This is a genomic window from Sphingopyxis sp. GW821-FHT12C06, from assembly GCF_058807415.1.
This window is the reverse complement of sequence record NZ_JBXAQR010000004.1, coordinates 222,078-239,579: the sequence shown is the minus strand read 5'-3', so window position 1 is coordinate 239,579 and position 17,502 is coordinate 222,078. Positions and strand designations below refer to the sequence as shown.

The window sequence follows — 17,502 nt, the reverse complement described above, 5'->3', positions numbered from 1 at the left end:
ACTCAATCAATTTAATTGACAAGAGTGCCGCGCCCAGATGAGCGAAAGCCGCGACTGACCGCACCTGCGCAACGCGGAAAAACCGCAAGGGCGGGACCATTCCCTTGCCCATAGTGATCGGTTAAGCCCTTGCCGATATTCTTGAAACAGCTCCCGCCGCGACGATGCCGCAGGCGGCATCTCGAACAGGTCGGGCGGTGATCGGCATGCAGCGGCGAACCATATTGATCCTGGCCGCATGCCTCGCAATCTGCGCAGGCATCGCGCCGCTCCTTGCCATCGCCTATCTGTCCCAGACGCGCGCAACACAGGCCGAGCAGCAGCACCTGGCCGAATATGCGCAATGGACATTGAGGCGCGCCAACATCACGCTGGCCGAGGCAGAGGATGCCTTGCGGCAGCTGAAGGGCGCGCACGGTTGTACGCCCGCGCATATCGCCCGGATGCGACGGCTGACGATCGATGCCCGTTCGGTCGACGAGATCGGTCATTATCAGGACGGACGATTGGTGTGCACCAGTTGGGGCCCGGTTCAGGGTGTGATTCCCCAGAGCACACCCCATGAGCGGCTGGCCAACGGGCTGGGCCTCTATTTGCACGTCAAGCCCCGGATCACCCGGGGCGGCGAAATGCTGGTGCTGAGCGATGGGACGCATAACACGCTGATCCAGCCGCAGCGCATGGTCGACGTGCTGCTCGACAGCCATATGACCGTCGGTGTCGCGACCGGGCAGGGACGGCTGATCGCGTTGTCGGGCAAGGCCGATCCGCGCCTCGTCGAACAACTGACCCGAACTGCGGAGAGCGGGATGGACGAGCGGCACCTGTTCGCTGCGGCGAAGACGCCTGATTTTATCGCTTTTGCGATCAGCGACCGGGCGGCGATTCAGGACCATCTCGGTCACGAACTGCGGCTGCTCATTCCCATCGGGCTGTTCGTGTCAGCCATTCTGGTTGGGGTGGTTGCCTGGGTTTCGCGTGACCGGCTTTCGCCGCAAAAAGAGCTGGCACGCGCGATCCGGCGGCGCGAGTTCGTGGTGCATTATCAGCCGATCATCGAACTTTCGACCGGGCTATGCGTCGGCGCCGAGGCGCTCATCCGGTGGCGCGGACCCGACGGCAAGTGGATCGCCCCCGAAGATTTTCTGTCGCTCGCCGAAGAAACCGGCCTCATCGCCGGCATCACCGACCTGTTGATCGAACGTGTCGTCGAGGATCTAACGCAAATGCTGACCGCAGAACGATCGGTTCATATCGCGATCAATATTGCAGCCAGCGACATGGAAAGCGGACGCTTCCTGCCGGTTCTGAAAGCCGCGCTGGCGCGATCCGGAGTCGCGCCGCCGCAAATCTGGCTGGAGGCGACCGAGCGGGGTTTCATGGACACCGAAGCGGCGCGCCGGACGATCGAGGCGGCGCGCGCGGAGGGGCATATGGTCGCAGTCGATGATTTCGGGACGGGCTATTCCAGCCTTTCACTGCTCGAAACCCTGCCGCTCGACGCGCTCAAGATCGACCGTAGCTTCGTCGCCGCGATCGGCAAGGATACCGCGACCAGCATCGTGACGCCGCACATCATCGACATGGCGCACAGCCTGCAATTCAACATCGTCGCCGAGGGGGTCGAGACTGCCGAGCAGGAAGAATATCTGCGCAAGGCCGGGGTCGAATTCGTCCAGGGCTGGCTCTACGCCAAGGCGCTGCCAGCGGATGCCTTCGTCGCCTATTATCGCAAGCGCAACGGCGGGAGAGTCTCGCCCTTTCTGAAGTTCCAGCAATAGTGCGAGCGGGGCATGGCCCCGCTCGCACCGTGCCGGTCAGAAGCGCATGCGGAGGCCTGCGGTGCCCTTGAGGTTATAGCCCGCGCCAAAGTCGGCGAGCGCGGTGTCGCCGGCGACCTCGGTGTAGAGGGTGAAACGACCGCCGCCCCAGCTGTAGCTACCGCCGAGGCCGAGTTCGCCCGACAGGCGCTGAACGCGGTTGTCGATGGCGGTGTCCGACACAAGGACGCGAGCGCCGTCCAGCCATTCATAGGCGAGGTTGATCGTCGCATAGACATGGGTGCTCCGCCCCTCACCAGTCGCGCCCCAGCTTTGCTGATGGTCGAGCGACAGGCCCCAGCGCGTCTTCAGGCTGTCACCCTTGTCCGCCGACACCGCCGCAGCAGCCGGATCGGCGAAGCTGTCGAAGCCGACATGTGCGTAGGTCATCTGGACCTGCGGCGTGACGGTCAGGTTGCCGCCGATTTGCGAGCGCTTGCCCAGTTCGACGCTGAACGCGTGGCCCTTGCCCTTGTTGCCTTCGACCAGCGCGCCGAGGATGTCGGATTGGAGGTCGCTGTCGAACCAGCTGAGCTTCGCCTGACCATCGACGTAGAAGCCCTGCGGCCCGTACCAGCTCAGCGTCGCGCCGATGCCATAGCCCTTGGTGTCGATCGACCCCTTGCCGAAGATCGAGGCGACCGCAGTGTCGGCGGTGCCATAATGGGCATTGATCCCGCCGACGAGTGCCGCGCCGTCGCCGCGCTCGGCGAGGGTCATATCGGCGCCCATCTGCGCCTGCCAGCCGTCGGTCTTCCGATCGGCGCCGCTGGTCGAGAAGGCAGCTTCGGGACGCAAGCGCTGCGATTCGAAGCGGCCCCAGATGCCCGAGCCATCCGTGCCCGGCGACCCCGCCCATGAGCGATTGCCGACACGCTGTTGCAGCGTCGGCAGGCCGTTCAGCGCCTGCAGGGCGCCGACATAGGCTTCATAGACCGGAACGCCGGGCTGATAGAGCGGCACCTCGGGATCGATCGGGTTGAGCAACGCCGAACGCAGATACCAGTCGCCGTCCTGCGGGGTGGCGACGCCGTTCTTGTAGAGGCGATAGCCATAGGCGCCAACGACCACCGCCTGTTCGCCGTCGAACAGATAGTCGCCGTCGAGCGCGAAGCTGCCGTTCGACGCGCCCGCGACATCGACGATCTTGATGCCCTCGACGGTCTGTGCACCCGCGCCGCCGCGGTTGGTCACACGAACGATGGTGCTGCCCGAGGTCGCACCGCCGACGACGAGGCGGTCGGACGCCGAGCGATCGCCGCCGAGCTCGACCTCGATCTCCAGCACCCCGCCGCGGCCTTCATAATCGCCGGTGACGGTGAGCGTACCGATGCTGCTGCCCGGCGCGACGACGCCGCTGTTGACGAGGCTGCCGACCCGGCCGCCGCCCTCGAGCCGCGCACCCGAGGCGACGCTTACCGCGCCGCCGAGGCTGCCCTGCACCGCGAGTGTCCCCGCCGCGACATGGGTCGCACCGCCGAAGCCGTCGTTGTTGCCGGTGACGAGCAGGCTGCCCGCCCCCGCCTTGGTGAGCGTCCCCGCGCCGGCGAACTGGCCACCGAAAGTGAAGCGCGTGTCGGCCGCGACCGCGATCGTGCCGGGGCCCGCGACCGCGATCTCGCGGTTGCTCGTCAGGTCGGCGCTCGTCCCCAGCGTGCCGCCGTCGAGCGTCACCTTGCCCGCCGCGGCGCCAAGACCCGCATCGCTGGCGATCTGGACCGTGCCGCCGGTGATCCGCGTACCGCCGGTGTAGCTGTTTGTGCCACCGAGGATCAGCGTCCCTGCGTCAGTCTTCCCCAGCTCGGCCGAACCACCGAGCGCCGCGTTGATCGTCGCCTTGAAGCCCGCGCCGAGGGCGCTGCCGTCGCCGACACGGATCACCGCCTGCGGCACACCCAGCGCGATGGCGTCGCCGGTGATGACATAGCCGTCCGCCGCGAACTGCATCCCCGCGACCGACACCGCGCCGAGCGCGTTGTCGACGGTGACCGTCCCCGCCGTGCCGCCGAACACCGCAAAGGCGCCGTCCGAATAGGCCGCGTTCACCGCCCCCGAAGCTTCGGTCCAATGGTCGTTGCCGGCGCTGTTCTGCCAGACGCCGTCGCCACCATTCACCGCGCCATTGTTCTTCGGACCCGCCGCGCCGTCCCAGAAGCTCAGCGTCAGCCCCGCCGAATTGACGAGATTGACCTGGCCGCCGATCGACGTCTGGACATCGACATTGGCGCCCGCAGGCAGCGTGCCGAGTTCGAGACCATTGTTGGTCAGCGCGCCGCCATAGTTGAACAGGCGATAGACACCGACGTCGAACGCGCCGCCCGCCGGCACCGCAACATCGATCGTGCCGTCGAGGACGAGGTTGCCGCCGACATGGATCAGATCGTTGAGCGCGCCGCCCGCGACCCCGGCTTCGCCGAGCTCGAAGGCGAGACGCGAGCCGCCCGCGAGCGACAGATGGCCGCCGATCGTCAGCGTGCCCACGCTGCCAGCGCCGGGCGCCAGCGTCGCGCCACTGCCAATCGTGACATTGCCGCCGATGATACCCGTCCCGCCCAGCGTCGCGCCCGAGGCGACGTTCGTCGCGCCCGTCGCGCCGGCATAGTCGCCATTGACGAAGAGCGTCCCCGCCGCGACCGTCGTGCCGCCGGAATGGCTTCCCGTCCCGCCGAGGATCAGCGTCCCCGCCCCGGCCTTGGTGAGAGCGCCGGCACCACCAAGCGATCCGGTGAGGCTCAGCGTCGCACCCGCATCGGTGATGAAGCTGCCGCCGCCGGTCAGGTCGACCTGACGCGCCGAAACGAAGCTCGCCGTCGTGTGGAGCGTGCCGCCGTCAAAGCCGAGCCCACCGTTCGCATCGCCGAGATTGGCGTCGCTCGCGATGCGCAAGGTGCCGCCGTCAATCCGCGTGCCGCCGGTATAGCTGTTGGTGCCGGTGAGGACGAGCGTTCCGGCGTCGCTCTTCACCAGCTTCGCCGAACCCGCAATCCCGGCGCCGATCGTCGCGATATAGGCTGCGCCGCCCGCGGTACCGTCGCCGACGCGCACCACCGCCTCCGGACCGCTGAGGCTCAGTGCTCCGCCTATAATCCGGTAGCCGTCGGCCGCGAACTGGAGCCCCGAAGCGCCGATCGTGCCAAGGCTGTTGTCGATCGTGACGGTTCCTGCGGTGCCCGAGAAGATGGCGAAGCTGCCATCGTCATAGCCCGCGTTCACCGCGCCGGTCGCATCGGCCCAATTGTCGTTGCCGCTGCTGTTCTGCCAGACGCCGTCGCCACCGTTGACCGCGCCGTTATGCTTGGGTCCGGCAGCCCCGTCCCAATAGCTCAGCACCGCACCGCCGGTGTTGATCAGATTGACCTGGCCTGCGACCGAGGTCTGCACGAACGCATCGGCGCTCGACGGCTGACCACCGATGGTGAGCCCGTTGTCGGTGAGTGTCCCGCCATAATTGGCGACGCGATAGAGGCCGATGCCGAAGCTGCCGCCCGGGGTAACCGCAATGTCGATCGTGCCGTCGAGCACAAGGTCGCCGCCGACATTGACCAGATCGTTGAGCGGGCTGCCGACATTGTTCGCTGCGCCGAAATCATAGGCAAGCTTCGCGGTCGATCCGAGCGCGAGGTTGCCGTTGATCGTCAGCACGCCTGCACCGCCCGCACCCGCAGCCAGCGTCGCACCGTTGGCGACGACAACACTGCCGCCGATGGTACCGGTTCCGCCGAGCGTCGCGCCCGACGCAACGCTGGTGAGCCCTGTCGCGCCCAACTGGTCGCCGTTGACCAGCAAACTGCCCGCCGCAACGTTGGTCGCGCCGGTATAGCTGTTGCCGCCGGTGAGAATCAGGGTACCCGTGCCGGTCTGATTAACCGCGCCGCTGCCGCTGATCGTCCCCGCGAAGGTCAGATCATTTGAGCGGTTGAACGTCAGCGTTCCGTTATTGACGACATTGCCAGTGATTCCGCCGGTCGTACCGCCATCGCCCAACTGCAACGTGCCGCCGGCAATCGTCGTGCCGCCGCCATAGCTGTTGTTCGCGGTCAATATGGTCGTGCCGGTGCCGATCTGCTGAACCGCACCGCTGCCGCTGATCATGCCCGCGAAGCTCACTCCATTCGAGCGGTTGAACGCCAGCGTCCCGTTATTGACGACGTCGCCGGTGCTCTCGCCGGTGGAGCCGCCATTGCCGAGCTGAAGCAGGCCGGCATCGATGATGGTGCCGCCCGCATAGAGATTGTCGCCCGTCAGGATGAGCGAACCCGCACCATTTTTGGTCAGCGGGCCGGTGCCGGAGATGACCCCGCCGAGGGTCAGCGTCGTACCGCCATCGGTGCGGAAAGCGCTCGCCACGGCGATGGTGATCGCGCGGTTCGAGGCCATATCCGCCGTCGTGTGGAGCGTGCCTCCGTCGAGGCTCAGGCGGCCCGCCACGGCACCCAGATTGGCGTCGCGCGCGATGCGCAGCGTGCCGCCATTGACCGCCGTGCCGCCGGCATAGCTGTTGGTCCCGGTAAGGATCAGCGTCCCGCTGTCGGTCTTCACCAGCCCTGCCGAGCCCGCAAGCACCGCATCGATCGTCGCATTATAGCCCACGCCCGCTGCGCTGCTGTCACCGACCTGCACGATCGCGCTGGTTCCGGTCAGCGTCAGCATGTCGCCGGCGATGACATAGCCGTCGCTCGCGAATTGCATGCCCGAAGCAAGGACATTGCCCGCGCTATTGTCGACCGTGACCGTCCCGGCAGCCGCCGAGAAAATCGCGAAGCTGTCCTGCGCATAATCGGCGTTGATCGTGCCGCCGGCGTCGGTCCAGTTGTTCGCACCGCCCGCAATGCGCCACACGCCGTCGCCGCCATTGACCGCACCATTGTTCTTGGGACCGGTCGTACCGTCCCAGAAGCTGAGCGCGAAACCAAGGCTGTTGACCAGATTGACCTGTCCCGCGATCGCCGTCTGCACCGCTACCTGGCTACCCGCCGGCATCGTCCCGAGGGCGAGCCCGTTGTCGGTGAGCGACCCGCCATAGTTGAATATGCGGTAGATGCCGGGACCGAAGCTGCCCCCCGCCGGGACGGTCACATTGATCGTCCCGTCGAGCACGAGGTCGCCGCCGACATTGACGAGGTCGTTGAGCGCCCCGCCCGCGACATGGGCCTGCCCGAACGCGTAATCGAGGATCGTGCCGCCCGCGAGCGACAGATTGCCATTGATCGTCAGCGTGCCGACGCTCTCGCCGGGCGCAAGGATGGCGCCGCCCTGCATCGCGACGCTGCCGCCGATGATTCCGGTGCCGCCGAGTGTGGCGCCCGAAAACACCGTCGTCAGGCCCGTCGCGGCCGACTGGTCACCGTTGACGATCAGAGTGCCGGCATTCACCAGCGTCGCGCCGGCGTAGCTGTTCGCACCCGTCAGCTTCAGCGTGCCCTGCCCCGTCTTGGTCAAGCCGCCCAGCCCGGCGAAACGCGGCGCGATGCCGATATCATGGCCGTCGGTGTCGATGACGCCGCCGTTCAAAGCCAGCGTCAGGTCACGCGCGCCGAAACCGACGAAGAAATTGTCGTTGTCGGCGGTGGCCCGCAGCAGGCCGCCGTCCATCAAGAAGTTCACCGTTCCGTCGCCCGCGCCGATCTGGCTCGTTTCGAGGATACCGCGGCTGCCCGGCGTGCCAAGCAGGGTCACGCTTGCACTCGACCCTGCGGCAGCGCCAAGCGAGAAACCGTCCCCGGCTCGCACGCGCCCGCCGTCGTCGATCGTCAGCGACCCCGAACCGACGTTGCCGACGGTCATGGTGAAATCCGTCACCAGCCAGTTGGAACCGGTGCCGGTCACGGTGACACTACCGGTGCCGTTGGCGCCAATATAGCCCTGATTGCTGGTGACGCTGGCGCCATTTTCGATTCGCATCGTCCCGGTGCCGAAGCTGCCGACAGTCAGTTGCTGGGTGTTGACCCATGACGAGCCCGGGCCCGTGACGACGACGTCGCCCAGCGCAGAACCACCGACGAGCCCGTCGTTGCTCGCGACCATCGCGCCATCTTCGATCCGCAGCGTCCCGCTGCCGGACCCGCCGATGTTGATCCGCCCGCTGTTTTCCCACGAGGAGCCCGCGCCAGTCACCAGCACCTGACCCACGCCAGCGGCATCGAGACCGACAGTGCCCGAGCCGCTGACAACCTTGCCGCCATCGGCGATGTTCAGCGTGCCCGATCCGTTGTAAGCGACGATCAGATCGGCGTTGTTCGTCCAGGTTGAAGCGGCGCCATTGGCGCCACGGCCAGACACGGTGACGATACCCTGCGCACCGATATTCGAGCCGATATAGCCTGATTCATTGCGAACCTGCCCGCCGGCCGTGATGTTCAGCGCGCCGGTACCGAATTCGCCGACCGAAATGTCTCGCGCACCGGTCAAGGTCGAGCCATTGCCATTGGCATCCTGTCCCGAGACCGTAACAGTGCCCTGGCTGTCCACGTCGTCACCAACATAGATGAAGTCGTCGGCGCGTACCTTGCCGCCATCGAGGATGTTCAGCCTGCCGGCCCCGCGTTCGCCGACACGAAGGTTGCCGGTGCTGGTCCAGGTCGAGGCATTGCCGCCGCCATCGGTGCCGATGACGGTGACAATGGCCTGTTCGTCGCTCTCGCGGCCGATCACCCCTTCGGCATTGCTCAGCGTGCCGCCGTCGGCTAGCCGCAGCTCCCCGCCCCGGACATAGGTTTCGCCAACGAAACTGCTCGCCCCGGTCAGCACCAGCGTGCCGAGATCGGATTTGATCAGGCTGCCGACGCCGGTCAGGTTCGAGGCGATCGTCGCGGTATAGGCCGCGCCGCCCGCGGTCCCGTCGCCGACGCGGATGATCGATTCCGGCGCGACAAGCGCCAGGTCGGCACCCGAAATGATATAGCCGTCGCTCGCGAACTGCATGCCCGAAGCGGTGACCGCACCGAGCGAGTTGTCGACCGTGACCGTGCCCCCGAGACCGGAGAAGACCGCGAAGGCATCGTCGGTAAACGGCGCGTTGGCGGAACCGTCATATTCGGTCCAGTTGTCGTTGCCGACGATGTTCTGCCACAGGCCGTCGCCGCCGGTGATCGCCCCGTCGTTCTTCGCCCCGTTGACGCCATCCCAGAAGCGCATGGTGAGCCCGGTCGTGTTGACCAGATTGACCTGGTTCGCGACCGAGGTCTGGACATAATAGGCGGGGTCGACGTTGAGCCCGTTGTTGGTCAGCGACCCCGCATAGTTGATGACGCGATAGACACCCGGATCGAAGCTGCCCCCCGGGCTCACCGTCACGTTGAGCGTGCCGTCGAGGGTCAGATTGCCGCCGACATTGATCAGATCATTATACGCGCCGCCGACGACATTGGCCTGCCCGAAGCTATAATCGAGATTGGCGTTGAAAGAGGTGAAGAGATCTCCGTTGATCGTCAGCGTTCCCGGCGCCTCGCCGAGATCGCCGGGCGCGATACGCCCGAAGACCTCCACGGCGCCGCCGATCACACCGCGACCGCCCAGCGCGCCGCCCGCCATGACGCTGATCCGCCCGGTCGCCGCCGACTGGTTGCCGTTGACGATAATCATGCCGCCATTGATATGGGTCTGGCCCGAATGGGCATTGTCGGCGGTCAGGATCGTCGTGCCTCGGCTGGAATAGACCTCGCCCGCGCCCGACATCCGCGTCGAAAAGACATAATCACTGTCGATATGATTGAAATTGACCGCATTGGTGGCCGCCGCGAAGCTGAGTTCCGCTGCGTCCAGAACACCTGCGCGCTTACCGACCGGAAGCGATTGGAAGTCACCGATATAGAGCACGGCATTGCCGGGCCCCATCGCCAGCGTCCCGCCGCCGACCCGGACCACGCCGCCATCGCCGATGGTGATCGTGCCCCGGCTGTTTCCTGCAGTGGAGTTTGTGATGGCGAGCGCCCCGCTCGTTTCAAAACGCGATCCCGCGCCCGTGACGAGCAGGTCCATCGAGGGATTGGTCAAGCCGATACCGGCGTCAAAACCGATCACCCCCGAAGCCGCGGTCACGACCCCGCCATCGGCGATCGTGACCATGCCCCGGCGGGCGTTGAATGCGCCGGTGACATTCCATTCGGATCCGGGACCCGAAACCGTGACAATCGCCCGGCTGTTCGTCGCCAACTGGCCGCCGACCAGCGCGCTGGCGGACGTTGTCATCTTGCCACCGCCCAAGATGTTGACCATCGCGGTGCCGATCCGCCCGAGCGTCCCGTTTCCGCCCACGGTTACCGTCGAGCCCGCACCGAGGATATTGAGCGTTCCGGTGCCATTATTCCCGCTCGCCATGTCCAGATTGGCGAAGGATGCCGACCCGCCGTTGCGTACGGTCAGCATGCCGCTGCTGTTCGCGGTAGACCCGATGACGGAAGCAAGCGGTCCGGTGACCAGCCGCGAGTCCGTCCCGTCGATGATCATCTCGCCGCCGCCGCCAACGCTCAGGTTCGACGTCGCGTTGATCTGACCGCCCGATTGCAACAACAACCTGCCAGCATTGACGTTGGTCGCGCCCGTGTAGCTGCTGATGCCGGTCATCGCCAGCGTCCCCGCGCCGACCTGCGTCAGCTGTCCGCTACCCGAAATCGCCCCGCCATATGCGATATCGTTCGAACGGTAGAAGACCAGCGCAGCATTGTTCACGATATCGCCGACGATGCTGCCGGTCGTGGTCGACGCCCCGATCTGGAGCGTGCCCGCGCTGATCGTTGTGCCGCCGGTATAGCTGTTGTCGCCGGTCAATATGACCAGCCCGCCCGCCTTGGTCAGGCTTCCGGCGCCGTCGATGACGCCGCTCATGACCAGTCCGAAGCCGGGCTGGACCGATAGCGTCGCCGCACCGGTCAGCGTGACCGCGCGGTTGCTGTTGACCCCCGCCGCGGCGTGCAGCGTGCCGTTCTTGATTATGATCCCGCCCGCCGCATCGCCCAGATTGAGGTCGCTCGAGATGCTGAGCGTGCCTTCGTCGATCAGCGTACCGCCGGTATAGCTGTTGATGCCGTTCAGCACGAGCGTGCCGCGATCGGTTTTGGCGAGTTGGCTCGCACCCGTGAGGCTGCTGTCGATCGTCGCGGTGAATCCTGCGCCCAGCGCGGTGCCGTCGCCGACGCGGATCACCGACTGCGGGCCAACGAAGGTCAGCGGATCGCCGTTGATCCGATAGCCATTGCTCGCGAACTGCATCCCCAGCGCGCTGACTGCGCCCAGGCTGTTATCGACCGTGACAGTGCCCATGGCACCCGAGAAGATCGCATAGGTGCCGTTGGCATAGGCCGCATTGACCCCGCCCGCCGCGTCGGTCCAGTTGTTGTCGACGCCGCCAACGTGCCAGCTGCCGCTGCCGCCATCGACCTGGCCGTTGAGCTTTGGCCCGGCGCTGCCGTCCCAGAAGCTGAGCGCGAGACCGGTGGAATTGACGAGATTGACCTGTCCCGCGACCGACGTCTGGACCGCGACGTCGCTTCCCGCCGGCATCGCGCCGAGCGTCAGGCCATTGTCGATCAGGCTGCCGCCATAGCTGAACACGCGATAGACGCCGGCATCAAAGGCACCCGCCGTCGGCACGGTCACGTTGATCGTCCCGTCGAGGACCAGATTGCCGCCGACTTCGATCAAATCGTTCAACGGCCCGCCGACGACATTGGCCTGGCCGAATTCATAATTGAGGATCGAACCACCCGACAGCGCGAGATTGCCCGCGATCGTCAGCGTGCCGGGGCTGTTGCCCGGATTGAGGTTGCCGCCATTGGCGACGAAGACATCGCCGCCGATCGTCCCGCTGCCGCCCAGCGTCGCGCCATTGTTGACGGTCGTCAGGCCGGTGGCCGCCGATTGATTCCCGTTGATCAGCAGCGTCCCCGCCTCGACCGTCGTCGCGCCGCCATAGCTGTTGTCAGCGGTCAGCGTCAGCGTCCCCGCGCCCAGCTTGCGCAGCGCGCCGGTGCCCGAAATCATGCCGTCGAAGCCCAGCGCGTTCGACCGGTTGAACGCGAGCGTGCCATTGTTGGCGACGTCGCCGAGGATGCTGCCCACCGCGCCGCTATTGCCGATCTGCAGCGTCCCCGCGCTGATCCTCGTGCCGCCGGTATAGCTGTGGTCGGCGGTCAGGGTGGTCGTCCCGCCGCCGATCTGCCGCACTTCGCCGGTGCCCGAGATCTGCCCGGCGAAGACATAGGCGTTGTTGCGGTTGAAGGTGAAGATACCGTCGTTGGCGACATCGCCGACGAGGCTGCCCGTCGCCCCGCCATTGCCCAGTTGCAACGTCCCCGCCGAAACCGTCGTGCCGCCGGTATAGAGGTTGGTGCCGGTCAGGATCGTCGTGCCGCTGCCCGCCTGACGGACCGATCCGGTGCCGACGATCGCGCCGGCATAGGCCCAGCTGTCGCTGCGGTTGAAACCGAGCGCGCCGAAATTGTTGATCGTCGCGCTGGCGACCGAACCCGTCGTGCCGCCGTTGCCGATGAACAGCGTACCGGCGTTGATGTTGGTCGCCCCGCTATAGCTGTTGTTGCCGGTGAGCACCCAGGTGCCGCTGTCATTCTTGGCCAAAATGGTGACGCCGGTCCCGGCGTTACCGATCGATCCCGCCAGCGTGTTGTTGTCGGCGTTGGTGCCGCCGAGTGCGATCGTGCGCGCGAGGTTGTTGCCCTGCAGCGTCACCGCCCCGGTGTCGGTGAAGACGGCCGCGCCGGTCCCCGACGATTCGATGAAGGTCACCCCCGACGACAGGGTGAACAGGCGGTTGGTGGTGTCGCCGGCGCCGGTATAGCGCAGCGTCGATCCGTTGCCGATGATCAGGTTGGACGCCGCGGCCGACGATGCGCCGATGCTGCTGGCGAGTCCGCCATTGGCGAGCTTGTCGACGCCCAGCACGCCGCCACTGATTGTGGTCGCCCCGGTATAATTGCTGTTCGGATTGGTCAATATCCACGTACCGACGCCGGTCTTGACGAGCGAAGTCAGCCCGCTGCCATTGTTGGTGAGTCCGGCCGCGAGAATATTGTTGCCGATGTTCGTCCCGGTCAGCGTCAGCGTCTGTGCGGTATTGGGGCTGGTAAAGGTCAGCGGACCACTGGCGGTGAAATTGATCGCGCCGGTGCCCGAGGCGTCGAGACCGTTACCGCCCGACGCCCCCAGCATGAACTGCCGGTTCGTGCTGTCACCCGTGCCCGCATAGCGCAGCGTGCCTCCGTTCAGAACGAGATTGCTGGCGGCCGCACTCGATGTTCCCATCGAGCTGGCCAGCCCGCCATCGACAAGGCAGCTGACAGCAAGAATACCGCCGTTGATCGTGGTGGTGCCGCTATAGTCGCTGTCGCAACCCGTCAGCTTCTGCGTCCCGGTGCCATTTTTGATCAGGTTGCCCGCGCCGCTGATGAAGCCGCCGAAATAGGAGGTCGCCGAATTGTTGCCGGCCGTGATCGTCAGCGTGGCGCCGTTCAGATTGACGGTGCCGCCGACAGGACCACCCAGTTCCAGATAGCTGACGCTGGTATTATAACCGGCAAGATCGAGGACCGCACCCGCGACATTGCTCAGGAGCATCGGCCCCGCAGCCCCGAAGGCCTGCGCGGAGCCCGCCCTCAACGTGCCGCTGCCGACCCGCGTCGGACCGGTATAGGTGTTGGTACCGGAAAGGACCAGCGTGCCCGCGCCATCCTTGAGCAGCGCCCCGCCGCCGCCGATCGCGCCCTGAAACTCGAGCGTGGTCGCTGCACTGGAGACATTGAGGGTACCATTGCCGGTCAGCGTGAAACCGCGGTTGGTTGTTGCGCTTGCCCCCGAATAGGTAAGGGAGCCGCCGCCAAAAACCAGATTGGCCGAAGCCGCGCCCGATGCACCAATGCTGCTCGCGACCCCGCCATTGGCGATACAATCGATAGCCAGCGGCCCCAGGATCGTCGTTACACCGGTGTAATCGCTGGTGCAGCCGAGCAATGACTGCGTGGGGCCACCTCCACCCGAGACGGCGCCGCGCGTGAACCCGCCCGTGCCGGTGATCCGTCCGGAGAAGACGCCCGAGCCGCCCGTGGTGGTCAGCGTGTTCGATCCCAGCCTGACGACGCCCGCGCTGACGAGCATCCCGGCGGTGATGTTGAACCCGCCCAGCTCGACCGTTCCGGCCGAATTGACCGCCAATTGGCTGGATGCCGCGCCAAAGGCGGTGGCGGATCCCGCGCGCAGTGTGCCGCGACTGACGGTGGTGCCGCCGGAATAGGTGTTGGCACCGCTCAGCACCAATATGCCGTCGCCTTCCTTGCCGAAGATTCCCGCGCCTATGACGTTGCCGCCGATGGTCAGCGTTGTGCCGGCCTGCGAGACATCAATCGAGCCGGACGAGTTCGCGAGCGTGAAGCCGCGATCGATGGCGACCGTGCCGCCCGTATATTGCAGGCGGCCGCCATTGCGCAGGATCAGATTGGCCGAATCGGCGCTCGCTGCGCCGATTCCGCTCGCGACGCCACCATTGGCCAATGCGCTGACCGACAGCCTGCCGTTCGCCACGTCGGTCACCCCGACATAATTGTTCGCAGCGTTCGCGAGGGTCAGCGTGCCGATCCCGGTCTTGATGAAGCCCGCCTGATCGGAACTCGTCACCAGACCGGTGAAGGTCAGGTTCGCCGCGCCCTGCGTGACGTCGATCGTCCGCGACGCGCCGCCGTCAACGAGCGTAAGGCCACGATCGGTGGTGCCGGTGGTGCCGGTATATTGCAGAGTGCCCGCCTCGATCACGAGGTTCGACGCATTGGCCGTCGAGGCGCCGATGCCGCTCGCGATGCCGCCATTGGCGATGCTGTTAAAGCGCAGCGTCCCCCCGGCGAGGGTCGTCGCGCCGGTGTAGCTGTTCGCCCCGCTCAGCGCCAAAATGCCCGCGCCGCCCTTTGAGAGCGCGGTGCCCACGCCATTGTCGACGATCGACGATGCGATGGTGAAAACCCCGCCGCCATTGTGCTGAACACCGAGAGTTCCGCCATTGGCGCCGCCGGTCAGCGAACCGCCGGTGATGGTCTGGTTGCTGGTCCCCGTGCTCGGCGCGATGATGATCGTGCCATCGACGCCCAATATATTCCCCGCACCGACGTTCACCGTCGAACCGGCGTTGGCGGAATAGCGAAGCCCACCGAGCTGGACGTCACCGCCAAGCGTGCCGAAAAAGGGCGTGTTCGCCGCATTCCCGCTGTCGCTGATGATATCGTTGTTCGCCCAGGTGCCGGCGTCGTCCTTGTTGCTGTAATCGGTATCGTCGAACGCCATGATCACGCCGCCGGTGACCTTGGCATAGTCGGACCCGTTGATCGTGGCCCATCCACCGAGCAGGCCGTCGGCATTGGCCGTGGTGATCGCGCCGCCGCCCGGCAGGATGAAATTGACGAGTCCGCCGCTGCGGCTGATCGCGCCGAGGTTGAGGTTGACGGTGCCGCCCACGCCATTGGTCGCGCGGATGATGTTGCTGCCCGCGCCCACCGTCACGCCGCTGAAGCTCTGGCTGTTCGTCTCGCCCGCTGCGCCGATCACATCGAGCGTGCCGCCCGTCAGGATCAGCGGCGACGATGCCGCGATGATATCATTGATCGGGCCGCCGGCGCCCGAGAAGTCGAGCGCGAGCTTGCCGCCGCCGATTGTCGTAGCGCCCGCATAGACGCTTGCCCCGGTCAGCGTCAGCGTCCCGGCGCCCGCCTTGCGCAGCCCGCCGTTGCCGGTGATGCTGCCGGCATAGCTTTGGCTGCCCACCCCGTCGACCGTCAGCGTCGCGCCGCCCAGGGCTACCGCGCCGCCGGTTCCAGTGAGCGACGGCGCGGTCAGATCATATCCCGCGAGGTCGAGCGTGCCGCCGTTGACGATCAGGCCCTTGGTGGCACCGAAGGCCGAGGCATGGCCGGCACGCAGCACGCCCGCATCGACGATGACATTGCCCGTGAAGCTGTTGGCGCCGCTGAGCACCCAGGTGCCGCTGCCGTTTCCGGCCACATTGCCCGCGCCGGCGATCACACCGGAGAAGATATTCGTGCCCACAAAAAAGCTGCCGCCGAGTGTCAGCGTATCGATCGCACCGCCGGGAGCAAAGACAACTGCGCCACTCAGATCGAGCGCGCCGACACCATCGTTGCGGATGTTCGCAATGCCGTTGATCGCCCAGTCGCGGTTGGTCCCGCCGCCGCTGCCGCGATAGCTGAGGACACCGCCAGCGGCCATCGAGATGGCTCCCGTCCCCGCGCCCAGCGAGCTGACCATGCCCTTGTCGGCGAGAACCATGGCAACGACCGTGACCTCGCTGATCCCGGCAGCGCCGGTGAAGCTGTTGGCGTGGCCAAGCATGATCGTCCGGGCAGCATCGCCGCTGAATCCATAATAACCACCGCTGAGCGTGCCCAGCAATTCGATGTCGGCCGTTTCCGCAAAGAAAGTGGCGCCACCCGACACATCGCCGGTGATCGAAAGCGTTCCCGTGCCGCGGTTGCGGATATTCGCGGTCGTTCCGATGATCCGCCAATTGCGGTTGGAACTGTCGCCGTCGCCCAGATAGATGACATTGTCCGAATATTGGCTGCTCTGGTCGAAGATGATCGTGCCATCGAGGACCGTGACGGGAGCGCCGAGCGAACTCGCCTCGCCGAGATTGCCGATCGAGGTGAAATAGCTGTTGGCGATACCGTTGATGCCGTTGAAGGTCGTGCTGCCGGTATAGGTGCTGTCGTCATTGCTCATCACGACGCCGTTACCCACCGACACCCGGCCGTTGCCCGTGACAAGCGCCGAGCCGGCCCCGCTGCCCTCGAGGATCAATCTGCCGCCGTCGCCAATCTGCACCGCGCGGCTTGTGCTCGCGCCCGCGATTGACAACCGGGCCGTTGAGCCCGCCGCCGTGAAGATATTGTTGCCGGCGCCCCCCAGAGCGGCATCACTGCTGGCGTAAATGCTGCCGCCGGTGATGTTGATATCGCCGGTGAAGACGTTCGCTGCGGTGAGCACCAGATGCCCGGCGCCGGTCTTGGTCAGCCCGGACGAACCGGCGATCACCGAATGGATCGTGTTATTTCCGCTGTGGTTCGTCGCAATGGTCGATGCCGCCCCGCCAAGCGTCAGCTGCTGCCCCGAGAGGATATAACCCGCGCTGCTGAAAGTGATATTGCCGACCGTGATCGGTACCCCCAATGTCACGGTGCCGGCGGTGCCGCCGAAGATCGCATTGTCGAGCGCGCCATTGTCCCAGGGACGATCATAGGGTCCGCTGACCCCGTCGGTGCCGGGGCTCCAGGTGAGACTTTCGAGGTTCCAGGTCCCGGTACCGCCCGATCCGACCGCTGTGACATTGGCATCCCAGTTGCGATCTTCGGCATGGGCCGCCGACGAAAAGCCGCAGACCAGAACCGCCGCAAGAGATGCCCCCGAAAGCAGGCGGCTCGAAAGCCCCTGCGTGCCGCGATTGCCTTGGGCGAGCTTCATCGAATTGGTCATGATATGTCTTTCAGGCGCAAGGGGGCGCAAATCCGCGCGCGCGGATGAGGCAGATCGAGGGAATTTCGTTAAGGTCGCGGCGGCGCGATTTTAATCGCGACGGCGATCGGGAAGCCGGACCCGGTTCGCATGGCCGCCATGGTGCCATCGTCGATACCAGCTCATTCGACCTCCCCTAGGCTGCCCCGCAAAGCCTCCGGCA

The 17,502-nt window shown here is 65.9% G+C and carries 2 protein-coding genes; one reads left to right on the top strand and one right to left on the bottom strand.

The window, feature by feature from the left end; genetic code table 11:
* Positions 1-206: 206 nt before the first annotated feature.
* Positions 207-1,781 carry an EAL domain-containing protein gene (locus AC1RRJ_RS13390; protein ID WP_493123480.1) on the top strand — a complete coding sequence of 525 codons (1,575 nt, stop codon included), beginning with the start codon at positions 207-209 and terminating at the stop codon, positions 1,779-1,781.
* Between the two features lie 36 nt (positions 1,782-1,817).
* On the opposite strand, the gene AC1RRJ_RS13385 is transcribed toward AC1RRJ_RS13390, so the two are convergent.
* The gene (locus AC1RRJ_RS13385) at positions 1,818-17,300 is read right to left on the bottom strand and encodes an autotransporter-associated beta strand repeat-containing protein (RefSeq protein WP_493123478.1); all 15,483 of its coding nucleotides are present in this window, start codon (positions 17,298-17,300) and stop codon (positions 1,818-1,820) included.
* Positions 17,301-17,502 lie beyond the last annotated feature (202 nt).